General features: G+C 65.8%; 24 protein-coding genes. 6 read left to right on the top strand and 18 right to left on the bottom strand.

Annotated elements, in window-relative coordinates; all coding sequences use genetic code 11:
* Positions 1-37 precede the first annotated feature (37 nt).
* The 7 genes from ACQFZP_RS00940 to ACQFZP_RS00910 form a co-directional block, all read right to left on the bottom strand.
* Positions 38-1,060, bottom strand: a complete 1,023-nt coding sequence (locus ACQFZP_RS00940; RefSeq protein ID WP_104312528.1) for a LacI family DNA-binding transcriptional regulator — start codon at positions 1,058-1,060, stop codon at positions 38-40.
* 128 nt (positions 1,061-1,188) lie between these two features.
* Positions 1,189-2,379, bottom strand: coding sequence for an ABC transporter ATP-binding protein (locus ACQFZP_RS00935; RefSeq protein ID WP_307852712.1), 1,191 nt, complete (start codon positions 2,377-2,379; stop codon positions 1,189-1,191).
* A complete protein-coding gene (locus ACQFZP_RS00930) occupies positions 2,357-4,123 on the bottom strand; it encodes an ABC transporter permease (RefSeq protein ID WP_211890059.1) in 1,767 nt (588 codons plus the stop codon). The genes ACQFZP_RS00935 and ACQFZP_RS00930 overlap by 23 nt, the downstream gene beginning before the upstream one ends.
* Before the next feature lie 15 nt (positions 4,124-4,138).
* A complete protein-coding gene (locus ACQFZP_RS00925) occupies positions 4,139-5,188 on the bottom strand; it encodes an ABC transporter substrate-binding protein (RefSeq protein ID WP_211890058.1) in 1,050 nt (349 codons plus the stop codon).
* Positions 5,189-5,372: 184 nt separating this feature from the next.
* A complete protein-coding gene (locus ACQFZP_RS00920; RefSeq protein WP_211890057.1) occupies positions 5,373-6,068 on the bottom strand; it encodes a response regulator transcription factor in 696 nt (231 codons plus the stop codon).
* Positions 6,065-6,895 (bottom strand): sensor histidine kinase, encoded by an 831-nt coding sequence (locus ACQFZP_RS00915; RefSeq protein ID WP_211890056.1) that lies wholly within the window; start codon positions 6,893-6,895, stop codon positions 6,065-6,067. The genes ACQFZP_RS00920 and ACQFZP_RS00915 overlap by 4 nt, the downstream gene beginning before the upstream one ends.
* A 210-nt stretch (positions 6,896-7,105) precedes the next feature.
* Positions 7,106-7,564: an NUDIX hydrolase gene (locus ACQFZP_RS00910; RefSeq protein WP_211890055.1), complete on the bottom strand. Its 459-nt coding sequence runs from the start codon at positions 7,562-7,564 to the stop codon at positions 7,106-7,108.
* Positions 7,565-7,915: 351 nt separating this feature from the next.
* On the opposite strand from ACQFZP_RS00910, the gene ACQFZP_RS00905 reads away from it, so the two are divergent.
* The 3 genes from ACQFZP_RS00905 to ACQFZP_RS00895 all read left to right on the top strand — a co-directional run bounded on the left by ACQFZP_RS00905 (position 7,916) and on the right by ACQFZP_RS00895 (position 10,555).
* The gene (locus tag ACQFZP_RS00905; protein WP_211890054.1) at positions 7,916-8,869 is read left to right on the top strand and encodes a tyrosine-type recombinase/integrase; all 954 of its coding nucleotides are present in this window, start codon (positions 7,916-7,918) and stop codon (positions 8,867-8,869) included.
* Between the two features lie 67 nt (positions 8,870-8,936).
* The gene (locus ACQFZP_RS00900; RefSeq protein ID WP_211890053.1) at positions 8,937-9,485 is read left to right on the top strand and encodes a hypothetical protein; all 549 of its coding nucleotides are present in this window, start codon (positions 8,937-8,939) and stop codon (positions 9,483-9,485) included.
* A gap of 431 nt (positions 9,486-9,916) precedes the next feature.
* Positions 9,917-10,555, top strand: a complete 639-nt coding sequence (locus ACQFZP_RS00895) for a hypothetical protein (RefSeq protein ID WP_211890052.1) — start codon at positions 9,917-9,919, stop codon at positions 10,553-10,555.
* A 96-nt stretch (positions 10,556-10,651) separates the two neighbouring features.
* On the opposite strand, the gene ACQFZP_RS00890 is transcribed toward ACQFZP_RS00895, so the two are convergent.
* The 3 genes from ACQFZP_RS00890 to ACQFZP_RS00880 all read right to left on the bottom strand — a co-directional run bounded on the left by ACQFZP_RS00890 (position 10,652) and on the right by ACQFZP_RS00880 (position 12,669).
* Entirely contained in the window at positions 10,652-10,843 is a 192-nt protein-coding gene (locus ACQFZP_RS00890) for a hypothetical protein (RefSeq protein WP_211890051.1), read from the bottom strand.
* Positions 10,844-10,967: 124 nt separating this feature from the next.
* On the bottom strand, positions 10,968-11,549 hold the full coding sequence (locus ACQFZP_RS00885) for a hypothetical protein (RefSeq protein ID WP_211890050.1): 582 nt from the start codon (positions 11,547-11,549) through the stop codon (positions 10,968-10,970).
* A gap of 475 nt (positions 11,550-12,024) precedes the next feature.
* A complete protein-coding gene (locus tag ACQFZP_RS00880) occupies positions 12,025-12,669 on the bottom strand; it encodes a hypothetical protein (protein ID WP_211890049.1) in 645 nt (214 codons plus the stop codon).
* 355 nt (positions 12,670-13,024) lie between these two features.
* On the opposite strand from ACQFZP_RS00880, the gene ACQFZP_RS00875 reads away from it, so the two are divergent.
* Together ACQFZP_RS00875 and ACQFZP_RS00870 are read left to right on the top strand one after the other, a co-directional pair.
* Positions 13,025-13,939 carry a helix-turn-helix transcriptional regulator gene (locus ACQFZP_RS00875; protein WP_211890048.1) on the top strand — a complete coding sequence of 305 codons (915 nt, stop codon included), beginning with the start codon at positions 13,025-13,027 and terminating at the stop codon, positions 13,937-13,939.
* 146 nt (positions 13,940-14,085) lie between these two features.
* Positions 14,086-15,537: a choice-of-anchor G family protein gene (locus tag ACQFZP_RS00870; RefSeq protein WP_211890047.1), complete on the top strand. Its 1,452-nt coding sequence runs from the start codon at positions 14,086-14,088 to the stop codon at positions 15,535-15,537.
* 695 nt (positions 15,538-16,232) lie between these two features.
* On the opposite strand, the gene ACQFZP_RS00865 is transcribed toward ACQFZP_RS00870, so the two are convergent.
* From ACQFZP_RS00865 to ACQFZP_RS00850, 4 genes are all read right to left on the bottom strand, one after another.
* Entirely contained in the window at positions 16,233-18,506 is a 2,274-nt protein-coding gene (locus ACQFZP_RS00865; RefSeq protein WP_211890046.1) for a hypothetical protein, read from the bottom strand.
* A 66-nt stretch (positions 18,507-18,572) separates the two neighbouring features.
* Positions 18,573-19,193, bottom strand: a complete 621-nt coding sequence (locus tag ACQFZP_RS00860; protein ID WP_211890045.1) for a hypothetical protein — start codon at positions 19,191-19,193, stop codon at positions 18,573-18,575.
* 80 nt (positions 19,194-19,273) lie between these two features.
* Positions 19,274-21,283, bottom strand: a complete 2,010-nt coding sequence (locus tag ACQFZP_RS00855) for a DUF7507 domain-containing protein (RefSeq protein ID WP_211890044.1) — start codon at positions 21,281-21,283, stop codon at positions 19,274-19,276.
* A gap of 74 nt (positions 21,284-21,357) precedes the next feature.
* Positions 21,358-21,882 (bottom strand): LPXTG cell wall anchor domain-containing protein, encoded by a 525-nt coding sequence (locus ACQFZP_RS00850; protein WP_211890043.1) that lies wholly within the window; start codon positions 21,880-21,882, stop codon positions 21,358-21,360.
* Positions 21,883-22,014: 132 nt separating this feature from the next.
* On the opposite strand from ACQFZP_RS00850, the gene ACQFZP_RS00845 reads away from it, so the two are divergent.
* On the top strand, positions 22,015-22,410 hold the full coding sequence (locus tag ACQFZP_RS00845) for a hypothetical protein (protein WP_211890042.1): 396 nt from the start codon (positions 22,015-22,017) through the stop codon (positions 22,408-22,410).
* Positions 22,411-22,762: 352 nt separating this feature from the next.
* On the opposite strand, the gene ACQFZP_RS00840 is transcribed toward ACQFZP_RS00845, so the two are convergent.
* The 4 genes from ACQFZP_RS00840 to ACQFZP_RS00825 form a co-directional block, all read right to left on the bottom strand.
* On the bottom strand, positions 22,763-23,641 hold the full coding sequence (locus tag ACQFZP_RS00840; protein WP_211890041.1) for a hypothetical protein: 879 nt from the start codon (positions 23,639-23,641) through the stop codon (positions 22,763-22,765).
* Between the two features lie 182 nt (positions 23,642-23,823).
* Positions 23,824-23,946, bottom strand: coding sequence for a hypothetical protein (locus ACQFZP_RS00835; protein WP_283245113.1), 123 nt, complete (start codon positions 23,944-23,946; stop codon positions 23,824-23,826).
* Between the two features lie 291 nt (positions 23,947-24,237).
* Positions 24,238-24,930: a hypothetical protein gene (locus tag ACQFZP_RS00830; protein ID WP_211890040.1), complete on the bottom strand. Its 693-nt coding sequence runs from the start codon at positions 24,928-24,930 to the stop codon at positions 24,238-24,240.
* A gap of 337 nt (positions 24,931-25,267) precedes the next feature.
* Complete coding sequence (locus ACQFZP_RS00825; RefSeq protein WP_211890039.1) at positions 25,268-25,681, bottom strand: hypothetical protein; 414 nt, start codon at positions 25,679-25,681, stop codon at positions 25,268-25,270.
* Between the last annotated feature and the right edge of the window lie 40 nt (positions 25,682-25,721).

Below are 25,721 nucleotides of genomic sequence, written 5' to 3'. Positions count from 1 at the left end.
ACTGGCCGGAACCACCCGCAAGACCGCGAAGCGCGCGCTATCTCGCGGTCGGGTGCCCCGTCGATTCGCGGATGACGAGGCGCGTCTCGAGCGTGACCGCCTCGCTCGGCGGGTCACCCTGCAGGGCACGCAACGCCATCGATGCCGCGAGGTGTCCTTGCTGGCGTGCAGGCTGCGCGATCGTGGTGAGGTGCATGAGGCTCGCGATCGGACTGTCGTCGACGCCGATGATCGAGAGGTCCTCGGGGATGCGCACCCCGGCCTTGCGGAACGCGGACATCATGCCGGAGGCGAGGTCGTCGGACGACGCGAAGACCGCATCGGGCAGGCGCTCCCCGGCCAGCAGCTGCTCCGCGGCGACCTGGCCCGCCGTGGGGCCGAACGGCACCTGCACCTGCCAGCTCGGGTCGAGTCCGGCTCGCTGCATGCGCGACTCGAAGCCCTCGGCTCGGCGGCGGGAGGCGTTGCCTGGCGTGCCCTCGTGGTCGGTGCTCGACGCGTAGACGATGCTCGTGCATCCGCCGTTGATGAGGGAGTTCGTGGCCTGCTGGCCGACGACGACGTCATCGATGCCGACGCTCGCGACGCCCTCGACGACGGATCCAGCCACGACGACGGGAACGCCGAGGCGCCGCACGTCAGGGACCGGCATGCGATGCGGCATCGGCACGAGCACCACGACGTCACTGCTGCGGGAGAGCGCGGTGGCTTCGAACAGCTTCGCCCGCTCGCGCCCGGAGAGCCCCTGGTAGACGGTGAGCGTCGCGCCCGTCGGGGTGAGCACGTCGTGCAGCCCGGCGAGGATGGAGCCGAAGACCCAGCGGTCGGGTTCCGGGATGACGGCCGTGATCCGCCCCGCGGTTCGGGCGTCCCGGTTCTGCTCTCGGCCGACGTCGTCGGCCAGGTACCCCTGGGCCCGCGCGATCCTGCGGATCTCCGCGCGCTTCGCCGTGGAGACGCCGGGCACGCCGCTGAGCGCCCGGGAGACGGTGGAGACGGAGACGCCCGCGGCGGCGGCGATGCCGGCCATGCCAACGGGCGAGGTGTCTTCTGGCTCCATGATCGCGACTATAGCCGTTCGGATACGGGCAAGGACCTCGCCCGGGAGGCGCACGTGAGCGCCATGACGGAAATCGGGCCGCCGGCTCCGAGAGGAGCAGACGGCCCGAGTTCACGGTGCCGACGTGACTAGTGCGCCGCCGCGGCGTCCTCCTCGTAGTCGGTCTTCGGCAGCAGCCACCCGCGGTCAGGCGCGATGCTGACGCGGACGCAGTCCATGGGCCGGAGGATGTCCTCGACGGACGGGTCGGACACCTGCGCGACGATGGTGCCGGTGTCCGTCTCGATCTCGTACTCGACGCTGTCGCCGTGGAAGATCGCGTTGAGCACGCGACCGATGTCCCCGTGCACGTCTGCCGCATCCACCCGCTCCGAGAGGCGAACCGACTCGGGCCTGATCATGAGCAGCACCTCCGTGTCGATCGTGACCCTGTCCTGGCAGTCGGTCTCGAATTCGCGCCCGAGCGCGACGACGCGAGCCCGGCCGTCCGTGGGCTCGGCGAGCAGGGTCGCGTCGAGGAAGGTGGCCCGGCCGATGAAGTCGGCGACGAAGACCGACTCTGGACGCCGGTAGACGGTGTCCGGCACATCCACCTGCTCGATCCGGCCCCGGTTCATCACGACGATCCGGTCGGAGAGGGTCATCGCCTCGTCCTGATCGTGGGTGACGAAGATGCTCGTGATGCCGAGGCGACGCTGGAGGCGCCGGATCTCGTTGCGCATGAGCACGCGCAGCTTCGCGTCGAGGTTCGACAGGGGCTCGTCGAAGAGCAGCACCTTCGGGCGCATGACGAGGGCCCTGGCGAGGGCGACACGCTGCTGCTGGCCGCCCGAGAGCTGGTGCGGGGCACGGTCGGCGAAGTTCATGAGGTTCATGATCGTGAGGACGGTGTCGACCTCCTCGCGCATCCGCGCCGCCGGCATCTTCTTGAGCTTGAGGCCGTAGGACACGTTCTCGCGCACCGACAGGTGCGGGAACAGCGCGTACGACTGGAACACCATCGACATGGGCCGCTGGTTGGGGGCGACGCGGATCATGTCCGCACCGTCGAGTTCCAGCTCGCCGGAGGTCGGCTCCTCGAAGCCGGCGATCATGCGCAGCGTCGAGGTCTTGCCGCAGCCGGACGGGCCGAGGAGGGTGATGAACTCGCCCGGCTCGATCTCCAGGTCGATGGAGTCGACCGCGAGCGGGTCGTCCGCTTTCGCGCCGTACCGCTTCGTCAGCTTGCGGAGCGTGATGCGGCCGAGCGCGGCCTCTGGGTCGATGCCGACGGCCTCGGCGAGGCCTTCGACGGAGTCAACGACGGTGTGTGCGACCACGGAAGATCACCTTTCGGACGAGGAAGTTGATGATGAGGATGAGCGTCAGCACGATGAGGATGAGCACCGTGCAGTACGCGAACGCGTTCCCGAACCGGCCGGAGTCGACCTCGGCGAGGATCTGCGAGGTCATGATCTTGATGCCGGGCGTGGTCAGGAACACGATGGGCGACAGGGTTGTCATCGACCGCGCGAAGGCGAACGTGAGGCCCGTGAGGAGGGCCGACTGGATGAGCGGCAGCGTGACCTTGCGGAAGGTCGTGCCAGAGCCCGCGCCGAGCGAGGTTGAGGCCTCCTCGATGGCGGGGTGGATCTGGTTCAGCGCTGCGATGCCCGAGCGCTGACCGGACGGCAGCGACCTCGTGATGTAGACCATGACGATCGCGATGCCACCGGCGAAGGCGGCGCTGCCTCCCGCGAGCGCGGGCAGGATCTGCACGCCGAAGATGGTCGTGGGCGTGATGTAGCTGAGCGCGTAGCCGATGCCGAGCACCGTGCCAGGCACGGCGAGCCCGAGCATCCCGACGAAGTCGAGGATGCCGGCCGTGCGCCGAAGCTTGCGCACCACGAGCCAGGCGATGAGCATCCCGAGCACACCCGCGATGGGTGCTGCGATGAGGGCCAGGGTGGCGGTATCGGTCATCGCCTTGGAGCCGATGCCCGTGAGCACGAACTGGAAGTGCTCGAGGGTGAACTCGTTGTTGACGCCCGGCACCTTCATGAAGCCGCCGGACAGCACGGTCAGGTAGATGGTGACGATGAGCGCGCTGATCGAGCCGACGAGCAGGAGGATGGGCACGCGGATGCTCGCGGCGGTGATCTGCTCGGATCGCCCGGTCGGCTTCCCGGTCACCGTCACGACGCTGCGCTTGGAGACCCAGTAGCGCTGCACGAGGAACACGAGGAGGGCCGGGACGAGGATCGTGAGCGAGTAGGCGGCGCCGGCACTCGTGTTGTAGTCGCCCGTGACCGCGAGGTACGCCCTGCTGGCGAGCACCGTGTAGTCGCCGCCGAGGACGAGCGGGTTGGCGAGGTCGGCGATCGACTCCACGAACAGCAGCAGGAAGGACCCGGCGAAGCCGGGGACCAGCATGGGGATGGTGACGGAGAAGAACACCTTGAGCTTGCTCGCGCCGAGACCGGCGGCGGCCTCGTCGAGGCTCGGGTCGAGCGACTCGAGCATGCCCCGGAAGTTCATGTAGGCGACGGGGAAGAAGGAGAGGGAGAGGACGATAACGAGGCCGGTGAGGCCGTAGATGTCGCCCTTGATGCCGAAGATGCCGTTGCTGATCGCGCCGTTGCGCCCGAAGAGCGTGATCACGGCCGTCGCGACCGCGAAAGGCGGTGCGACGATCGGGACCATCGCGAGCAGGTGCAGTGCGCGCTTCCCACGGAACGCGACCCGCACCTGGGCGAAGGCGAACAGGAAGCCGATGATCGTCCCGATCACGCCGACGATCAGTCCGAGGGTGAGGGTGTTGAGGATGATGCGGTGGTTGACAGGGTCGGTGACGATGCTGCCGAGCACGGCGAGGCCGTCCGGGGCGAAGGCCGCGGAGAGGAGGCTCACCACCGGGTAGCCGATGAGCAGCAGGAGGACGAGGGCGACGGCAAGGCCGAGGATCACGACGCTGCGATCGGCGCGTGCTCGCGTTCGTGGAGCCGGGCGCTTGCCGCGCCTGGGGGCGGCCGGGGTCGCGGGCGGCGTGACGCCGCCCGCGACTGCTTCGAGTGTGGAGGTCATTGTTCGTCTGCGCTTCTACTCCTTCGGAGCAGGCGCCACCTCCGCGTCGAACCGTCCCGTGAGCTCGTTGCGCGCCTTGCCTGCGGCGTCGATGTCGGCGTGCACGAGCTCGAGCGTGTCGAAGTCGACCATGTCCTCGGTGATCGTCGCGTCGGGGTTCGTCGGCACGCTGTAGCTGCCGACCGTCGCGGCGAGGTCCTGCGCCTCGGCCGTCAGGCTCCAGTCGATGAACGCCTTGGCGCCTTCCGGGTTCTTGGCGTTCTTGATGAGGGAGACGGCCCCGACCTCGTAGCCGGTTCCCTCTGACGGGAACGTCGTCTCGAGGTTCGTGAAGCCCTCGTTCACGAACTTCTGGCAGTCCTGGGCGAAGATCACGCCCGTGGCGACCTCGCCGCGGCCCGCCATCTGGCCGGGTGCGCTGCCGCTCTTCGAGTACTGGAGGATGTTCGAGTGGAGCTTCCCGAAGAAGTCGATCGCCGCATCCTGGTCGCCGTCGTTCAGCTCGACCTCGGTCCACAGCGCCTGGTAGGCCGTGCCTGACGTTCCGGGGTGCGCCATCGCGATGTTGCCCTTGAACTTGGGGTCGAGCAGGTCCTCCCACGAGGTGGGCGCTGCGGCGCCGATCTCCTCGAGCACGTCCGTGTTCGAGCAGAAGCTCAGCGCGCCGACGTAGACGCCGGTCCAGGTGCCGTCGGCGTCCTTGTACTCGTCGGGGATCTGCTCGGCGTTCGGGGAGGTGTACGGCTCGAGCAGGCCCGACTCGTCGGCCGCGAGGTGCCCTTCAGCGCCTCCGCCGAACCACGCGTCGAACTCGGGCGTCTCGCCGGTCGCGCTGAGGCGGGCGACCGCTTCGCCGCCGCTCAGGCGGACGTAGTTGGCGGGGATGCCGGACGCGGCCGTGAACTCGGCGGCGATGAGCTGGCACCAGTCCTCCTGCGGGCTGCAGATGAACGTGACGGGTTCACTCGAGCCGCCAGCTTCAGTGCCTGCACCCGCCGAGCAACCGGCGAGGAGAGCAGTGGCGGCGGTTGCCGCTACTGCGAGAGGAAGCATTTTGCGTTGCATGCTGGAGAACTCCTTTGTTCTTGTTTCCGTGCTGTCGAGCATCAGGACGCTGTGCCTGACGATGCCAACGCTAGGAGCGGGGCGGGCATCCGTCCGTGACAGCTTGGTGATGCTCGGTGACAGCTTCGTCACCGAGCGGCTGCGGGACCCGGGCTCACCTGGGCTTGGCGGGCATCGCCAGCCGTCAGCGGTCGGCGCGGAGCAGGTAGCCGGTGCCTCGCACGCTCTCGATGGCCGCGGCGCTGCCTGGCACGGCGGCTTCGAGCTTGTGGCGCATCCGGTAGATCGCCGCCTTGATCATCTCCCGGTCTCCGTGGCGGTCGTACTCACCCCAGCACATGAGCAGCAGCTGCGAGAAGTCGAGCGGCGAATTCGGATGCGAGATGAGGGCGGCCAGCAGCTTGTACTCGGTGTTGGTGAGCGACACCCGCTCGGTCCCGACGATCACGTCGTGGCTCGCGGGGTCGAGCTCAAGACGGACACCCGCGGTGACGACGACGCGTGACGAGTCCGTGCGCCGCACCAGCCGCTGCGCTCGAAGTGCGAGCTCGCGGGGGTGGAACGGCTTCGCGACGTAGTCGTCGGCCTCCGCCTCCAGCCCGGCGATGCGGTCGGAGACCTCGCCCTTCGCCGTGACGAGCATGACGGGCACGTCCCAGCGCGACTTGATGCGCTGGCAGAGCGAGATGCCCGAGATGCCAGGCAGCATGATGTCGAGCACCACGAGGTCGGGGCGGGAGCGCTCGAGGGCGGACCAGGCGGCCTCGGCCGAACGGAACGACTCGGTGGTGAACCCCTGCGTCTCGAGCGCGAAGGTGACGATGTCGAGCATCGCGGGTTCATCGTCGACGACGAAGGCGAGGCTGCTCGGCGCGGTCATCGGCGCCGCCGTCGAAGCGACGGGTCGGCGAGCGGCAGCGTGAACATCATGGTCGTCCCTTTCCCGGAGATCGTGTCGACGTGTATGCGCCCGCCCTGCAGCTCAACGAACTGCTGCGAGATGAAGAGCCCGATCCCGGTTCCGTTGCCGAGCGGCCGGCCGCTCGAGAAGCGACTGAAGAGCCGCTCCCGCTGCGTCTCGCTCATCCCGGTTCCCCCGTCGCTGACGGAGATCATGACCTCGTCGTCTCCTGGAACGATACGCACCTCCACGCGCCCGCCGGTGGATTCGCTCCTCGCCGCGTTGTTGACGAGGTTCGTGATGACCTGGCGGGTGAGCTGCGGGTCGACGAACGCGCTGACCGGGGCGCCCGGCGCATCCAGCACCACGGTGACGTCGGAGATCTCGGACAGCTCCTCCACGACGCCGCGGAACAGGACGCGGAGGTCCACCCACGTGCGTTCGATGGACACGAGGCCAGCCTCGAGTCGAGCGCGGGTGAGCAGCTGCTCCGAGAAGTTGTGCATGCGGACCGCGTTGTCGACGATGCGGTGCACGAACACCGCCTGCTTCTCGGTGAGCGGACCCGCGCGTTCCTCGGCGAGCAGCTCACCGGCCCCCTGGATGACGGCGAGCGGCGTGCGCAGCTCGTGGCTGAGCACCGACGCCTGGTCGGCGCGCCTCGTGCTGAGCTCGGTGACCTCCTCGAGCCGCTTCCGGTCGCGCTGGTGGTCCTTCAGGACCAGCCAGACCGTCGCCCACGCCGCCGCGAGCGCGGTCAGTGTCGCCAGACCCATGGCCCAGTCGAGGCGGATGGTTGCGAGCACCGCGGCAAGACTTCCCGCGGCAACCGACACGAGGAGCGCACAGGCGGCCCACCTCGACATCATCATCACCGGATAAACCTAGACGATCACGCAAGAGGGACACAGCGCGGTCTCCCCCGCCCTCGGCATAACCCGGCAGGTGCAGGCAGGTGCCGGCAGGTGCCGGCAGGTGCCGGCAGGTGCCGGCAGGTGCCGGCAGGTGCCGGCAGGTCAGCCCACCAGCGGGTACCAGTGACGGTCACGCAACTCGGAGTGCGATCCGAGGGCCAGCCAGGAGCCGTCGACGATGGGATCCGTTGGCAACGTCCACACCCCGAAGTACGCGTGCGGCGTCGGCCAGACGTATCCATCCGCCGGTGAGACCACGATGTTCTTCACGGCTCCGAGGAACTGGAGACCGTCCGGCGTTCCCGTGATCCGGTCGGCGAGGTCCTCGACGGCACGAACGCCGTTCGGATCGTCGGTGCTCGCGATCGCCGTGGGGAGGTCGAAGCGACCGGACTCCGGACGCGGCACGCAGAACACGGTGTCCGCTCGACGGAGCAGGACGCGGACCAGGCTCATCGGGCGAGGCGGCGTGACCCGACGGATGACCTCGGCGGTACCACCGGGCGGCAGCCACGGCGCGTTCGAGGTCCGCTGGATCAGCGTCTCAGAGTCGGCATCCACTCGGTGATCGTACGCAAGGGGCGCTAGACGAGCACTGCCCGAGCGACAACGGCCGTCCAACCGACACTGTGATCGTCGACTGCAACGGAGCTGGGGTTCAACGAGGAACCGATGAAGAGTGGGCCCGGTGGGGCTCGAACCCACGACCCGCGGGTTATGTCATTTCAGATTCCCCCACACTTGCTCACGGCGAAGGGGTCCCCACCCTGCCGCTGCTCACTGTGATGCTAGTCCTGGCAACTGTCTTGCAGCGTGAGAATTTTGGGCGCTGACATAACGAATTCCGTTCATTTTCCGCTACCGGCGGCGGGCAATACTGGTTTGTGCCCAGGCGCGCGGTAGGAAATCCCAGTGAAAGATAAGTTTACGAGCTATCGGCAGTACCTTTTTGCGGGCCAGAAGGCCCCCGGAACGATCGCACAGCGAGTCGGGGACCTGCAGCGCTTCGAACGATCCACAGGCTCTGAGATCGAGGATGCGACACCGGAGATTCTGCTCGAGTACATGGCAGATCACTACGCCATCTGGGCACCCCAGTACTGTAAGCGGATCCGCTCTAGCTTCCGCTCCTACTTCCAGTGGCGCGCAATGACGTTGCCTGGCCAGATCGACGCTAGCCGAGACCTTCCCAGCGTCAAGATCCCCAAGAAGAGGCACCGCCGTCCCGCACCTGACGACCTGGTCCTGGATGCCTTCGACAAGGCCACCCTACGAGAGCGCGCGATCCTTGCACTTGCCGCCACCATGGGCCTCAGAAGGATCGAAATTGCCACGCTACAACTCTCAGCCCGGAGTGATCGCGAACTAACAGTGGTCGGCAAGGGCCAGCGCGAACGCGTACTCATCTTGGACGACATCACTCTGCACCTCTTGCGCTCCATCGAGGCAGAAACGGCCCCGGGGGTTCGCTATTACTTTCCGGGACGCTGGGCCGGCTCCCATCTCCACCCTCAAACCGTCTACGTCTATGTGAAGCGCATGATGCCACACGAGTGTCTGCACACGTTGCGCCACCGGGCTGGTACGACCGGCTACACACGCACGCTTGACATACGAGCAACCCAGGAGTTCTTGGGACATTCTTCTTTGGCCACGACCGAGATCTACGTAGAGCTCGACCGGCGCAGCACCGCGGCTATCACCGAAGCGACAAGCTTCGCCAACGCCCGCGACCCTGACACAAGTGAACCTCTCGACAAGTTGCTCAGTCAGGCGACTCATCTCGCGGGCAAGCTCGCCCAGCATGGCTGGAACATCGACATCATCAAGTCCACCATCCCGGTGCGCGAAGAGATGGCCGGTTAGGCCTCGACACCTCTAGGGGAAACATATGACAACGACAGCTTCAAGATTCCAGGCAGGGATCCATTCCGTGACCGGCACAGTCCTGGACCCCGCGGGCGTGGACGAACACGGCCACCTGCACCTGTTCCATTCACCCGGTGAGGTCGAGAGCGCCGTACTCGACGTAGCGGGGCATCTCAACGCGATCACAGAACATCTTGGTCTGCAGCTGCAGCGTCTGCAATCGGCGCGCGCCGATGCGGACTACGCCGCTCTGTCTATGGCGGCCGCGGCTACATTGCGGGAGTCCTTAGAAGCCGTTCGAGCCCCAGTCGAAGCGCTCGCCCGGGCCGAGGTGTTTGCGTCGCTCAGCCGAGACATGCAGGGATGGGTGCAGATTCAACCCGCCGAGCGTCACGACCTGCTCGCGACTGCGTCTCCCCCGGTACTGACCCCTGGACTCTGGGTCAACAGCAGGCAGACGCCTACCCCTCTTGCCCAGGTCTACAGCAGCTTTGCAGTAGGTGGTCGCGAGGTTCGAGACGTCTACTGGCCCACAGGTGTCAATTCGATGTCCTCATGGATCCGCCGACAGCCATTCGTTGCGCGTCGATGGCGCAAGCCTCCGGCTCCCTGATCCACCCGTCACGCGAGAGCAGCTCTCCCGAGAGGGCCGCTCTCGTCTTGCACTTGGTGTATCTAGACGATCGACTTCCCAGAGATAGAGATCACCAGAACGTCTTCCTCATTCGCGAGGATGCCACGCGGCCACATCACCTCCGGTGGGCCGTCACGGACTCGGGACCAAGCTCCGTCTCCCGCTCGCGGCATGAGCCTCCCGGCTGCTGAGGGGTTCACGGGACCTGTGCCCGAGGGATTGCACTTCCCTCTCAGCAACACGAAACGCTGGCGCACAAGAGGCAGCCAGGCCGTTCCCCGGGGCGTTGCGAGGCCTCCAGGGGAATGGGATGCTGGTCGGCAGGGCCTCACACGACGACGGTGAGCTTCGTGTGGCATTTACCGTCGCGCGTTGGCATTGATCGCGTCCGTGAGGACCACCAAGGAATCATGCGCAACACCGACGCCGCCAACACCAAACGCCAGACTGGCATCAAGCGCCGCACGCTCGTGATGGGAGCCGCTTGGTCAGTCCCGACCGTCATGCTCGCCGTGGGAGCGCCCGCTGCGTCTGCTTCGGCGAACTGCACGCCGCAAGCCGCGGCGACGATCCAGGCCAACTGGCAGTTCAACGGCAATCTCGGGACATGGACGACGGCCCGGACCCCTGGGACCGCGCCTGTGGTCGAGTACTCCGGCACCTACAACGGATTGCCCGCCGCAGCGTTGGTCGTCGCGGACCCACCCACGGGCGTTGCGTCTTCGACCACGCTCACGAGCGTGACCGCGTGCCTGGCTCCCGGCACCTACACCTTCACGTTCGATGCGCGTCTCTACAACGCGAACCCACGTAATCTCACCCTCACCGCGAGCGTGCGCAACGTCAACAGTCCCGCAACGCCACTCGCGACTACTTCGTTCACCACCACGACCGGGGCCGCCACGAGCCGGAACGGCAACGTGCTGACTGTCACCGTGACGCAGCGCACGTCGGTGCAGTTCGTTTACGCCTGGACATTCACCGCAACCGGAACCGGCGCCGGTGACGACATCGCCGTGAACGCACCCCGCATCGCCAAGACCGCTTAGTCGGCGCCGACGCATCCCGCAGCTCTGATGGCTCGGGACATCTCGCTACACGATCGCTGAGCCGCTGACCTCCCCAGCGACCAGCGATTGGCGCTTCTACGGGGCTGACTCCTCCGGACCGTTCTCGTCGTCGGCGATGACGGGGACGGTCCAGGCTGCCCCTTGGTAGAGATCCTGGAACTGGGTCGGATCTTCCAAGCTGGGCACCCGCCACCCGGCCCCCGAACTGATCGTCCGGCGAGGGACCTCTTCTGGAATCTCGGCGGCACCTGGCTGCTGTTCTGACATGCTGACCTCCCGGGGAGAACCGGCAACCTTCCGCTGGTCGGTCAGAGAAGCGCTGGACACCCACGCGCACGGTTCGTATGGAACAAGCAAGTGGTCGTGCCTGCAGAATCTGTCTGGTCCACGGCTACTGGGCGCTTCTCGTCAGCAGGAAGGAGAGCACGACAGTTTCCTCATCGCTGGACACGACGCTTTGGCTCATGATTTGCCATCCTGGGCCGTGCGTCCTCGTGAACTCCTCGTACTCAGAGAAGGACAAGTCAATGATCCCTCCGGCGCTGAACGCCTGCTTCGGGAGATGGACCACGAGGAGACGCACATCGGCGTGGGGCTCTTCCTTCGGCAGCGAGACCGCGGTTTGCGCGTAGATCTCTTCATAGGACAGCTCCCCCTGTCTCAAGAGCTCGAGGAACTCGCGAAGCCGGCTGATGATCGTGGGCGCATCCACCCCTGCAGCGGTTCCGAGCTGATTCAGGAACCAGTCCTGCAGGACATACGACATACCAACAAGATCCGCGGGCTGGACCGCCTGGTCGGCATCCGCTTCGTCCCACAACGCTTGATCGATGGCAGCCGCTGCAGTTACGTAAGCGGCTTGGTTGGAGGCGAGGTCGGCGTCGTCATCTTTGCTCGCGAGAAGATCCAGCATCAGGTGTCCGGCTCGCAGGGCTGGCGCTGGTACGGATTCATGGTTGCTGTCGGCAGACATGTCCCTGACTTCCTTCTGGTCGGCAACGTAATTTCAGGCGAACACCGACCTGCGTCGGTCAGCGCCCTCTCGTGCCCTTCACCCTAGCCATCCCTACGGTGTCCCAGACAGCGGCAGCTTCCAATCGGAACGCATATCGGTGCGCCCGGATTCGCAGCGGGGGTACGGTGCGCCAAAAGCTGGCCGCTACAATCGGTGCCGGCTCCTGTTGGTGGCCGCAGGACAAAGGTGGGGACCCGACTCCTGTGGCGCATTACCCAAGCCTTCAGGGCCGCCGGCGCCTGATGGTGGCCGCAGGAGGAAGGCGGGACCCGACTTCCGCGGCGCGGATCAAAGCCTTTAGGTCAGCCGACTACTGCCTCTCACCGAAGGGCACTCCGGTGAGAGGCAGTAGCTGTCCCGCCGTGGTGACGGCACAAATCGGTTCAGCACCGCCGTGCTCTCACGGCGCTGAGCGATTCGAATGCCCCAATCTCTACCCGTGCTTGAGTTGGCTTGCGCATTCGTGGTCCCCGACGATCGAGTGGTTGCCGTCAGCGCCGGCGAGGTGAGTGAGGAGGACCGCGTCGATCTGGCTGCGAATGAGCTGCTCCAGGAGTTTCGCGGACTGTTCGGACGGCTTCGCCTGGGCAGTGGCGACCGCTTTCAGGAACGCTGTGACCGGTGGCAGGAGCGCGTTGCTGGGATCAAGGCGCACCACAGTTTCTCCGATGTGCCCGCTGAACCCCTCGGTGTCGGGGACGACCAGCATGACGGCCGCGGAGGGTTGACGCCAGTGGAAGGTGCCGGAGGTGCTGGCTCGCATGGCAAAACCACCCCCGACCTCGACCTGTTCAGTTCCATCAGCATCAGATGAGACCTCGAGCGCGCCGTCGAGGAGGAACCCGACTAGGAGGGACGTGCCCCCCTCGATCGCCTCGAGATGGACGCTGCCGGACTGTACGTTCGCGATGAAGACTCCACTGTCGCCAACCATCACGCCATCGGCACGGGCGACCCATCCATCATGCGGGCCCGTGAACTCCCCCAGGGGGGTCGACATTCCCTTGCCGACGGCCTGGCCGTTCAGGAGAGCCCGACCATCTTCCAGAATCAGCGACAACCGATCGGAGCTCTCCACGGCGGGTGACCGCTGGGCTCGAGGCCCGGATCCCGGTGTCCACTCGTCTGTAGCTGCGGCGTTCGCCGTGTCGGCTGCGGTTTCGTCCACGAGCGTTCTCTCCTTGATACATGTTCTGACGTCATGTCAGGCGGGCGCGCACGCGCCGAGCTCAACATGACCACGGACAGTTCGGAGTAAGCGGCGAATTGGATGGGGAACGTCCCGGGTAACTGGGGTCGCCATGGTGTACGGCGGCGTTTTCTTACGACCTGAGAAGAAGGACGTTATGGTCGAAGTGCGGCTCCGCTGAAGTAGCCCCCCCCCACCCCTGCAGCAACGCCCCCCTGGTAGTCCTTTCCCCCGAGGAGTCCTCATGGCTGACGTGTTCCAGTCAGGTGCTGCGTCGATCCGTGTCGATAGCCACCAGGTCGCCACGTCAGGCGTGGACCCAGTCCGGTTCGCCGGGTTCGGTGGACTATCTTCCCTGGATCGCAACTGGCGTCTGAGGGCGGACGGGGCCGTCTTCGAGACCTCCTCGGTCTGGCGGGTGTCGACCTCTCCCGGCACCGCGACCAAGACGCCCGGGATCGATGCGGACACCCTCATCGTCGGCATCGTCACCCAAGGCCGCGTCGACGCACAAATCCCGTCCGGCGCTTCGTTGCGTTTCCTGCCCGGTGAGTGCTTCCACATCACGTCCGCGGCAACTTGCAACCTCACGTGGACAGTCCCAACACGGTTCATTCTCATCGTGGCGTCAACGGCTGTGCTCGAGGAATACGGCGCCGTGATCGACGGGGAGTGCAACCGTATCGACGCGGACACCGACCTCCTGCGCCCGATCGCGAGCTTTAGCGAAACGCTTGTCGAGCACCACGCCATTGATATGAACCTCACGAAGTTCCTGCTCGAGCGGCTGCTCCAAGAACAGCTCGGGGCCATCCTGCTCAGCAGCGCAAGCTACGCGGAGCCCGAGCTCTCACCCCGACACACGGTCTACCGCCAGTCGAAGGCGATCATCAAGGCCAAGCACGCGGACTACGGATTCGCCCCCGCGACGCTCGCGCACGACACCGGCGTCTCGCTCCGTCTCCTGCAGAAGATCTTCGCCCACCACGGTGAGACCGTCGCTGGCGAGATCCGCAACGCTCGCGCCCGCCATGCCCAATCCCTGCTGCGCGACAGCCGATACGCGACCCTCACCAAGGACCAGATCGCCCGCTACGCCGGATTTTCTTCCGCACACGTCATGCGACGGGCCTTCAAAGACCTACCCCCGGAAGCCTGACTTCCATGCAAACACATCAAATGACGGACGATTCGCGCATACCACCGGACGAGTTGCGCACGTGACCGAATCCAGGTGAATTTCCGGGTGAAATCGCAGGCAAGCGCCTCCCCTCGGCGCTGTCCCCCGTGCGAATGGATCCCGATATGGACGACATCAAGCCTGCATCCAAGCCCTCCGAAGTCAGCCGCCGCGCAGTGGTGCGCGGCGCCGCCTGGTCGGCTCCGATCATCATCACCGCAGCAGCAGCACCCGCCTGGGCCGCCTCCTGCCTGCCCGACAGCACCCTCTTCAACGCCAGCGCACAAGGACGCCTACTCAGCGGCACGCTCGGCGGCACCAACCTTGACGCCGTCGCATCCCTCAACGGCGCGGTTGCGAACGCGACCGCCAGCTCGCAGCCGGCCGTCGAGGTCAGCAACCCCCTCAGCGTCTCCGCCCTCAGCGCCATCACCGTGAACCTCGGCGGCGTAGCCACCGCGCTCAGCTCCATCCTGACGATCCCCACCAACGTCCCGGTCGGCATCATCAACCAGTACGCACGCGCCGTCAACGACGGCACCTCCACCGGCGCGAGCGGCGCGATCGCGAACAACGGCACCATCCAGCTGGACACCAGTTCCGGCGTCCCGCAGCTCGCGACCCTGGACCTCCGCACGATCCTGCAGAACGCCACCGGATCCCCCGAGCTCACCGCGCTCCTCAGCAACGTCACCGCCCTGAACGCCCAGATCGGTGCCGTCGCCGGCCGGTCCTTCATCGACGCGCAGTGCCGCCTCGCAGGCGTTCCGACCGTCGCGACGCGCGAGTACCTGCTCGGCTCCCTCCGCGTCGCCGCCGTCAGCCCAGTCGTGGGCGCACTCCTGTCCAGCCTGGGGTCGCTCTCGATCAACACCACGACCCTGCTCACCGCACTGCAGGGCATCCCGATCGTCGGCCCGCTCCTTGCCGGAGTCGGCCCTGCCCTGGTCAGCGCGTCCGTGACTGCGAACACCGGGGCACTGACGAACGCGTCCATCCCCTCGTCGGGAAACAACCCCGTCACGATCAACTTCGGCGCGGGCTCGGTCGTCGTCGACCTCGCAGCTCTCCTCGGCGGCGCCTACACCGGAGCACAGTCGCCGTTCCTCAACAACCGCGCCCCGAACACGCGCCTCTTCGTCGAGGCCGGCCTCCCAGCAAACGCGCTCGGCAACGCCATCGGAACCCTCGCTGACGGACTCCTGGCGGCACTGCTCAACGTCATCACGGTGAACATCAACGTCGCGGGAATTGTCACCGCCACCGGGACGCTCAACAACCTGAGCATCGGCGTCGTCGGCATCCCGGTCCTGCTGCCCGGCACGGTCGCAGCAATCCGTCAGGCCATCACAACCGCCGTCCGCGACGCCATCGTGACGGCGCTCGGATCGACGAACGTGCTCCTGCAGAACCTCTTCAGCGTCCTCACCAACGTGCTCAACTTCACCATCAACGCGCAGACCTCCGGCAGTGGTGTCTTCGACGTCGCCGCGCTGCGTATCAACGTGCTTAGCGCAGCCAATCTGCTGGACGTGAGACTCGGCCGAGGCATCACTGGTCCGAACTCGCCCCGCTAGAACGGTCAGCCACGACGCGGGCGCGTTGAAGTCACTCAGCGGACTGCGACATACCGCGCCGCTGCCTGAGCGCGTCGAGACGCAGACCAGCAGACTGACAAACTGCTCGCGCTAGCGAGGCATGCGTCGTCGCCTTTTGCCCATCAACCCGCTGCTCGGTTGGGGCGTTGAGTCGTCGCATTCTGGCACCGTTTTTCACTAGGCTGGTACCGCGTCACGTCCCCCCACGTGGCGCAGCTCGCACTCAGGACTGGGTGCTGTGAGCAGCTGCCCCTCACCTATCCTGCTTTGGTGAGGGGCAGTCTCGTTCGCTCTCGCGGCTCACGCTAGCAACTGCGGTGTGGCTCTGATTACCATCACCTTGCCCTACACCTGACGCCATTGCGTAAGCATGCGAAGAACGAGCTCATCCGGGCGATGCTGTCGCGCGCCTCCCGGCCCGCGGGCCCAGAGCCGGAGCTGACGCCCCTGAGCCCGAGCGTGTCAATCTGAGGGCTGCCGATCGGAGGGCTGCCTGGTTGCAAAGCAACATCGCGCCCCTAGACATTGGCCAACAGGTCCATACCAGGGCAGCACGAATGCGCATTAAAGATCGCCCCGCTCTGCACGACTGAATGAATACGGGGTCGGCGAAGAGGCGGCGAGCCCATCTCCTGCACCTTGACTGCAGGGATTCCCGATTTGGATTGCAACTGTCAGACGATTGCCGTTTCAGATGAAGCTACCTCGATGCCGTCAGGGGTGGCGGCACTCACTGTCACAATTTCACTTCCGACGCTGCGTGTCCGTGCATTGCCCGGCGCTGCCCGGAGGGTCTGTTCGGAGATGTTGTAGTCCGCGACGTCTGGCACAGTGACCTGAGCGCCGGTCGCGGCTCCTGCGAAGGAGAGCTTTGTTCCGCGCAGCTGCGGCAGGGTGATGACTCGCATGGAGATGTCGCCGCTGGCGTGGCGGTGAGCTTCGACCTGCACGGTTTGGCCCGGGTCGTCGCTGAGGAAGACGATGCCGAGGTCGAGCTGCTTCTCGAAGAGGATCCCGATGCGGTGGATGACGCCTCCGGCGATCTCGTTCTTGCTGCGCTTGATGAAGATTTTGAGGGGTGTCTTGCCGAGGCTGAACAGCACGCGCTTGCCGCCTCGGGTCAGGATTATGCTGGAGCTCACGACGTCGCGATCAGCGTCACCGGAGGCGAACGTGGAGCCGTCTGCGAAGGTGAGTGTGTCTCCGGCTTTGAGGAGCATGGGCAGCCGGTGCGTGCAGGTGCCGGTGAGCCTGGTGATCAGGGTGAATCGGAGTCCGGTGTCCCAATAGCCCCAGCCCGTTGCGTACTTGGCAGCGCCCGCTGATGACTCGGTGCGCTGCGAGAACATGCCCGGTCGCTCTGGCAGCTTGTCGCCGCTGAGCTCAGGGCCGGTGGCGGAGGTGCGTGCGTCGTAGTATCGGCTACTGGCGCTGGACTGACGGGTGGAGAACGCCCCGTCCGGCCCGACGGTCTCCCAACTCTCAGGAGCGTCGAGGTTGTTGGCGGATGTGAGGATGGTGCCCATGGTGGGGCTCCAGAGCGTGCCGAGCTGACGGGTGGATCTCGCGTCCTTGAACCTGGTGTCTCCACCCCAGTTCCCGAAGACGCTGGCGACGTAGTAGGAGGGGCGGCGCACGAACAGGTACTGGTCCTTCTTGGACCCGTTGCCGTACTTCACGAAGCGTTCGCTCACGAGGATCGGCAGGTTCGCCTCCGCAACGTCGCGCGTTGCTTTGGTCGGGCCAGGGGCGGCGAGGATGCCGTACATCCACGTGCGCGGGGATGTGTCCGGCTTCCCGAGCGCGCTGATGCCCTTCGTCGACGCCACGAACGTGGATCTGACTTGCGCCTTCTCCTCGACGGAGGGGAAGAACACCGCGAGATCCGGAACGTGAGCGAGGAAGTCCTTGGCGAGCGCGCCGCGATCGGAGAGGTCCTCGGCTGGGCGGGTGATGTTGGAGACGCTGTTGCGCACGTGCAGGGCGGGGATGTGCGAGAGCTGCCCGGTGTCAGGTTCGCGGATCACGGCGTAGCGCATGAACTCGCTGTATCGCTGGACCATGGTGATGATGTCTGGGTGCTGCGTGTGCCGGTAGAGCCAGGCGAGATCCGGCAGCGTGACCGTGAAGTTGTAGCCGAAGTCCACGCCGTACGGTTCGTGGAAGAACCCAGCCGGGGCTTGCCCCTTGGCCATGAGGTACGTGATGCGCTCGTTCACCGCCGCTTGTGTGGTGGTGGGCTTGTCCAGCACCTGCAGCGTGCGCTGCGCTGCGACAAGTCCCGCGGCGACCTGGTTGAAGACCGGCACGGGCGGCGTCCAGTGCGCCGCTTTCGGGTTCATGAACCAGGTGACGGCGCGTTCCATGCTCTGGCGCAGCTGGAGGCGGGCGTCGTAGGAGACGCCGAATTTGCGCAGCGACTCGTAGGCGTCGGCCTGAGCGACGACACCGAACGTCGTCGCAGCCAGGCTCGGCTCTCCCCGGTACTCGGGGTAGGTGCCATCCTTCAGCTGCAGGGACGTGTAGTACTTGATCGCCGCTTCGAGCCGCGTGAGCAGATCCGCGTTCTTGTAGAACGGGTTCCAGGGCCGCTCGTTGGCGTAGAACCAGGCGAGGGTCGCGATGTGCTCCATGATGCGCGAGTTGGTCGGGGTCTGCGTGTCCGCAGGTCGCCACCAACCGCCGCCCATGAACCCGTAGGTGGCGTCTTCGTTGTCGACGATGTCGTTGGTCATGCCCGAGAGGCTCATGAGGTATCGAGCGAGCACTTGCTCGTTCTCGGCAAAGAGGGCGCGAGCGGGCGATTTGATGGCCGCGAGCTTCGGCATCGCAGTGGCAGCGAGCGCGGGCGCCGGGAGAGCGATCTGTGCGGCTGCGGCCAGCGCGCCGAGGCTGAGGGCGCTGGCGAGCATCGAACGTCGTGAGAGGCCGGCTGGGTGGTCATACATGAGGGGAAACTCCTTGAAGTGGTGGTGGCGTTGACCGCGGCGCGGTCACGCGAATCTGTGGCGGGGTCAGCGATCGGCGGCTGGCTGGAGTGCGACGAAGCGCATGATGGGATCGCCCCAGTGGCAGGTCTGCAGCAGCAGCGAGCCGGCCATGCCCGTGACGTCTTCGGTCGTGGCCGTGTGCTTGTCGACGTCGCGCAGCTCCGTGACCTGGTAGGTGCTGGCGGTCCCCGCCTGGTCGATGATCGCGACGCGCTGTCCGAGCTGGAGGGGCAGGATCACGTCTCCCCCGCAGTTGTTGTGCGCGGCGAACACCGGCTGCAGGCCGTCCTGGGTTCGGTAGCTCTCGAGCTCGGGGAAGACGCCGGTCGCGCACACATCGAGCAGCGCGTCGGGGCCGAGCTCACCGAGCGTGACGGTGGGCAACTGCTCCGTGTCCGGATCCGCGGCTTGGGCCAGTTCCACGCTGACGGCGTTCGCGACATGTCGGACCTGGCCGACGCCTTTCTCTGCGAGCTGTTCGGTGAGGTCGGGAGCGGCGATCGCGCCGAGGACCATGGCGCTACCCGCGGCCATGACAGTGACGATGAGCGCGGATCCCCAGCGGCTGCGGCTGCGGCGTTTGCGTGCACGCGCCCGCACCAGGTGCTGGCGGGTGTCTGGGGGTTCGGTGAGCAGAGAATGCATGAGGAGTGTCCTTTCCGTTAAATGGGCGACGGCCCACGCCCGCGTGGGGTGTGGGCCGTCGCTGTCAGATGGAGCGAGGACTACTCGCTGGGCGTCGATTCGGCAGGAGACGCCGTGCGGTTGCGGCGGAGCAGGGCGACTGCTCCCCCGCCGAGGAGGGTGATGCCGCCGAGGACCGCGGCCCAGATGCCGAACGCGTCAGCGCCCGTCTTGGCGAGGTCCACCGTTGCCGCAGGAGCGGGCGTCGATGATGCCGCGGGCGTCGGTGCCGGTGTCGGGCCAGGACCGGTCGAGGTCTCCGTCTCGATGGTGTCCGTCACCGGGGTGGGCATGCCGGGAACGGAGACACTGGCCTCGTTCACGACCTTGCCGGCCTTCTCGTCCTCGGCGGTGATCGTGTACGCGTACTCGCCGGGGAGCTGGATCGTCGCGCCGGGCTCGAGCGCGGTGTCCAGGATGATCTCCTGTCCGTCGATGCCGAGCAGCTTGTCGTTGAGGGTGATGACCTTCTCCGGGGCGGTGCCGGTGTTCGTGACGTCGAAGCCGTACTTGTTGACGTCGCCGGCGTTGCCGATCGTGCCGTCGTTGTTGGCGTCGACGACCTCGAGGAGCTTCTTCTCGAGCTCCAGGCCCAGACGAGTGAGGGTGTCGCTCACGGACGCTTCGGCCTTCGGCGTGTTCGTGCCGATGTGCCAGGCGGTGTTCGTGATGACGTCGGCTGCGGAGTCGAGCACCTTGACGGTCACGCCGAGCTTGCGCTCACCCGCGCCCTCAATGTCGACGGCGGGCCAGGTGACGGTGCGGGTCTTGGCGTCGTACTTGCCGCCCGCGGTTGCCGAGACGAACTCGACGCCTTCGGGCAGCTTGTCGAAGTCCTGGATCGCGTACGCCGGGCGCAGCTCTTCGTCGTTGGAGGAGATGATCTCGTAGTCGAACTTCGCACCCACGATGAGGCGCTCGGGGGCGTTGCTCGTCTTGGTGATGCTCGTTGCGGCCTGACGCACCTGACCTTCGCCTACGCCATCGATGGCCGGGGACGTGCCCTTGCCGGTCGTGACCTGCGGGGTTGCTCCCGTTCCACGGATGGTCGAGCTGGTGAGCGAGTACTCGGTCTGCGGCTTGTCGGCAACCCAGAACGTGCGGAACGTGAAGCCAGTGAGGGCCTTGCCGTCGATGTCTGCGGGGGCCACAGCTCCTGCGGGGAAGCCGAGCGTGACTTCGCCGGTGGCGAGGTTGCAGCTGATGATGCGCGGCTTGAAGCCCGCGTCGGTCTGGACGTAGCTGCCGTCCGAGAGCCAGTTGACCTGCGACTTTTCGCAGTCGGGAACAAGCCCCTTCTGTCCCTCGATCGGCTTGATGGTCATGGTGACCTGGCTGAGATCAGCCGGCACGCCACCAGTGCTGTGCGTGAGCGTGTTGAAGCCGACCTCGTTGCCGAAGGTGGCCGGAGCGAGGATCGTGTTGGTGGAGGCCGGGGACGTGGCCGAGATGACGTATTCGGTGTTCGGCCCGAGGTTGACCGCACCGTCGTTGCTGAACAGCGAGAAGGTGCCCGTGGTCTGGTCGCGGTGCTGGAGCGGCTGCGCGGACACGGTGACCTTGCCCACGATGTTCTCGGACGTCGCCACCGCGTCACCGAGCTTGATGTACATCATGCGCTGGTCGTCGGCGGATCGCGAGGCGGTGCCGATGAGCTCGCCAGCGGCGGTCTTGATCTCGACGCCGGAGAAGGCGAGGAAGCGGAACTGTCCGTCGCCAACGCGAATGCCGATGGTGTCACCCGGCTGCGCGTCGTTGGGCACGTGGAGGTCGAAGCTCGTGATGAGGGCGGAGCGCCAGCTCAGGTCAACGTCCGGATTGGCTGGGGCGTTCTCGATGGCCTCGACCTTGACGTTCTTGATGACGTCGCCGATGTTGTTCGTGATCTCAGCCTGGGGCTGAATGGCGGGGCCACCGGGCGCGGCGTTTGCGGCGGCAGCGGAAGTGAGGACGCCGCCGCCGACGATCGCGAGCAGCGCTGCGCTGGTGATGCCGATGCGGGCGGTCTGCTTGGTGCGGAATGCTGCGCCGCGGTTCTGGGTGGTGTTCATGCGTGTGGTCGTTCCTTCGGTCGTGATGGAGACGCGCGCAGGAGCGGCGCCGGATCGGGTGATGCGGTTGCGAGTCATGCGCGGCGGAAGCGTCGGCGGATCCCGAGCGCGCCCAAGCCAGCGGCGAGGGCTGCGAGTCCGAGCGCCGTGACGGTGGCACCGGAGGACTCAGGGCCGGTGACCGCGAGCTTGGTTGGGGCCGATTCCTCTGTCGAATCCTCCGACTCGTCGGAGAAGTCGGAGCTCGTGGACACGGAGTCGGTGTCGTACTCGAGTTCCGACTCCGCGAAGTCGGGAGCGGGAGCGTCCGGCACTGCTGGGGCGACCGGGACGACGGGCATCTCCGGCTGCGGCAGCTCGGGTTCCGGCTCCCCCGTCGGCTCAGGTTCGATTGGCGGTTCGGGTTCCTCCGTCGGCTCCGTGCCGTCGTCGGCCGCGGGTGGCTCGGCGTCGTCGATCACCATCGCGTGCGTCGAAGCAGCAGGTGTCGAGTCGGGTGAGGTGAGTTCCGTGGCGTGAGCGACGGGAGCGGTCAGCAGCGTGAAGCCGATTCCGCAGGCTAGGGCCGTGGAGGTGGCCAGTACTCGTGTGGACTGCAAGGGTGCCCCTTCAGGTAACGAACGAACATGTTCACTACCCATTGCCGAGACACCGATTGTTTGCGCACGAAACGCGCACGAATTCAGGAAGTTCCATTCACGAATGTCTGTGGTCGCGGTTAGCGTGCAGACATGCCTTGGATCCGCTACCCGTTCAGCATCAGCGCTGTCATGTTCAACCCGTTCGCCTGGATGCCTGCGATCCTGATCACAATCCTGTGGTTGTGCACGTTCTGGCTCGGGCAGAGCATCATCGCCACGGTCGTCGTCGTGTGGATCGCGCTCGGACAGATCACGATGCACATCAGGGACAGCGAACTCAGCTTCGACTTTCACCTCCAGTCCGGGACGTGGATCGCGATCGCGGCCCTCGTCCTCAACTGGGTGCTGCTGACCGCCTGGCTCGTCCGTCACCAGGATGGGTCGGCCAGGATCCGCCGTCAGTGGCGGCGCAGCATGCCGATCGCACGCCCCGAGCAGAAGTGGGCGGAGTTCACTCGTGAGCAACGCCAAGGTGGCCTGGCCTGAGACTCACTCCGGCTGGATCTAGGTCACCCGCTTCTTAGCGGGCAGGGCTCGGTCGTCGAGAGCCAGCCTGCGGCTGGGGTTGCCGCGCGATCGCTCTCCGCTGCGCTCCGATCGATCCCACGCCTCCAAGGGGAGGTTGCCTGAGTGTTCGAGGTGGTGATTCTCCCGGAATGGTAGTCACCGTGCGCTCGAGTTTTTCGAGGTGGTGTGTGGAGAGTTGGAGATGCGCAAAAACTAGCGACTAGCGAGTAAGGCCCAGTCCAGGAATAACTCGCTTTGATCGCCAACTCGATGACACGGACGTCCAAGGGTGGCGCTCCTCTGTCGAGTTGCGGGCCGGAACGCCAAGCCGCTATGTGCGGGCCACATTGTCCTCGGCGTTGCGAGGATCTTCGTCTAGGGCGGATCCAACCACAGGGATCGAGGGCATCCGTTCGTGGTCCTCCTGTCCCTCGACCCTCGAGTTCGAAGAAGATGGCTGCTCAACAGCGGCCTCCGGTTGGGGGTGCGATGGCTCTGTCGCGTCCGTCGTTCCTGCGGAGTCAGGATCAAAAGAGTTCTTTATCGACACACCCATGACGACGGCAAGACCGATGGCGACGGTGATCACCGCGCCCAAGACCACGACGCCGAGTCCCCAGCCTGCGATCTTGCTGGCCGCTGACAGCTGCGTCAGGACGGCCCAGCTCAGAGTTGCCGTAAGGATGATGCATCCAGCCCATGCCGGAAATTTAAGGAGAGCGTGTAGACGGGTTGCGTCGTCATCACCGAGGTGCGTCCTTACGTAGGCCAATCGCATCCTCGCTCGACCACACCATGACCGGGATAGGCGCGCGAACACCAGGAACGCAATCACCATCATGTTCAGAACCGCAAATGCGAGCATTGCGCCGTCGCCGGACAGGAGTTCCTCTCGACTGTACGTCGCAATATCCCGCGGAAGCAGAAGCAGTAGAGCGAAGATGGCAGCGAGTAGCAATCCCTCAAGGACCTCGTAGAGCGTCAGTCCTGGGTAACGGATCGCCGCGAGCAAGGCATACGTCCGGCGCTGCAGGTCGGCTCGTAGCTGGTCGCGCGCATCACCGTCGAGGAAATCGATCAGCTCTCCATCAGTCTTGAGTCCGTTCCTGATGGAACGCGCGCTCGACCCGAACACGCTAACCATCGCAGTAAGCAGCGTGACCGCGCCAACGAGAATGCCCACGAGTGTCTGAATCCAGCCGATATCCATTCCGCGCCCCTTTGACGTGATCAGTCCAGCTAATCTACGCTGGCACATCCCCAAGGCCGACGAGCCAGCGCGTCGCCATGAGCTCGATCACGCCAATGACCGACCACGGTTCGTCGCTTGCTCATGTCCCGAATCTCGACAGCTCAAAACCAGAGGTTGGCGCAACGCCCATCAATGCCCATCTACGACGCCATCCACCCACCAGGCGGCAGCGTTTCGACGTTCGGCACGTCGAGGTAGTTGAAGCGCTCAGCGCGGTACACCTCACCGTCGACCCCCATGGCCGACGAGCTCAGACCTTGCACTGGAAGAGCGCGGGAGGTGTCTGGGTAGACCGGCGGGACCTTCTCCCACAGTAGCCACGAGGACCCGTCTCGCGGGCGCACAGCGAGCGGCACCCAATAGACGTCTCGCTGGTGCACATACCCCTTAGAACCGGTGTATTCGATTCGCGCGCACCGCAACGTGAGCGATGCCAGCGCTTGATCAGCGCTCACAAGTTCCGCGGCGGGCACGTCCGCGCCGGGATCGAAGGCATGAAACATGCAAGAAGCGTCAGGTGAACCACCGACATTTGCGACACCGCGCAGAGTTGCCTAGAGTCCGTCGATTTGCTGCATCACTGCTGCCACACTCGTACTCGCCCAAGTCTTGACCCCGACAGCCAGTCCCGCGCGTGCCGAGGTTACGACGTCCTCCACAGTCCCCTTCAGTGCTCTCAGCGAGCGCTTCATCCTCGACGGGGTGGGACCGGATGCCAGCACTTCTCGGGTTTCCTCCACTGCATCCTCAATGTCCGCGGCGACCGATGCGGGGAGCAGCTCCCGTGGCATCCTCTCGATGATGCTGGCGAGCAAGGCCGAGACTGCTGCACTGTCACCGTGGTTCTCCTGCTGCAGCCGGTTTCCGTCTCCAACGGCGAGCTGGTTGTGACCTCCGCTGATGTAGAAGTTGTTGCCGCCCGGGGATCGAGTCTGGTCTCTATCCACCTGCTGACGGTCCACCAACGTGGCCAAGGAGAAGCTCCGAGACGGCTGGTTGGGATGCACATGTGGAACGTGATCGGTGACCAGGTATCGAGTCTCACCACCCCGCGCGTCTTGTCTCACGATCTCGTCCCCGACGTACACCGTCGCGGCCGGGGGAAGCATGGCGTCCTTGCCATCGAACAGGGCTGCAATGACGAACGGCTTCCCCGAACGCCCGACCGGGTGCACAACGACATCTTCCTGCGCGTTCGTTCTCCGATAGAAGTCGTCCAAGTCGGTGAGCCCAGGTTGTCGGTCCATGAAATCGAGATTACTGCGTAGCCGGATCCGGCTGCGGTACTAGACCGAGGGTGGTCATTTCCCACGAGGCGACGCCCCTCCAGGTGTGGTGGCGCTTAACCCGCCGAGCTGGTCATCAGTTCACCGACGCGGACGCCACACCCCACAAGGGCGCGGCACTCGCCGGCTGCTCGGAGCGGATGTCTGGTGCTCGACTGTCCGGCCAATGACCGGTCAGCCCAGGTGGACACTGCCCGGACGTGGCATCTTGTCCGGGAAGCTCGTGGCCGCGTCACGGCAGCCGCTTGTCCGGAAGCGTGATCTCCGCACCTCCGGACAAGCGTGCCCGTGGGACCGGTCAGCCCTCGATGAGGTGAGCGCGGCCAATCTCGTTGCCGAACAGGTCACGTGTCCGCTTGACCGGTTTGCGGTCAGCGCCGTCCAGCGGCGGTCCGACCCAGAGGTCGAGCGCGGCCAGGTAGCCCTCGACCGCGGCGCGGTCGAGACGACCTGTCACCGGGTCGAGAGTGGCCGGGTCCGCGAGACGGATCGTGGTGTCCGTGACGAGCACGGCCATGCCCAGTAGCGCGGCCGCTGGTGGGTGTCCGGATTCGGTGGCCGCGGTCACGAGTTCCTCGAGCTCGGGAAGTTCCCGTGACGCCGTGTCCGGGTGTCTCGTGAACCAGGCGACGAGCGCCTGGTGGTCTTCGGCTGCCCACTGCTGGTCGAGCTTGCGGAGCTGGTTCGCTGCGGTGCGGTTCGTGCGTGTCATGACTGACCTCTCCTCGCCGGGTCGCGTTGCCGCGCCCGAC

The organism is Pseudoclavibacter sp. Marseille-Q434, assembly GCF_050315415.1.
Classification (GTDB): domain Bacteria; phylum Actinomycetota; class Actinomycetes; order Actinomycetales; family Microbacteriaceae; genus Pseudoclavibacter.
This window is presented reverse-complemented; position numbering and strand designations above follow the sequence as displayed.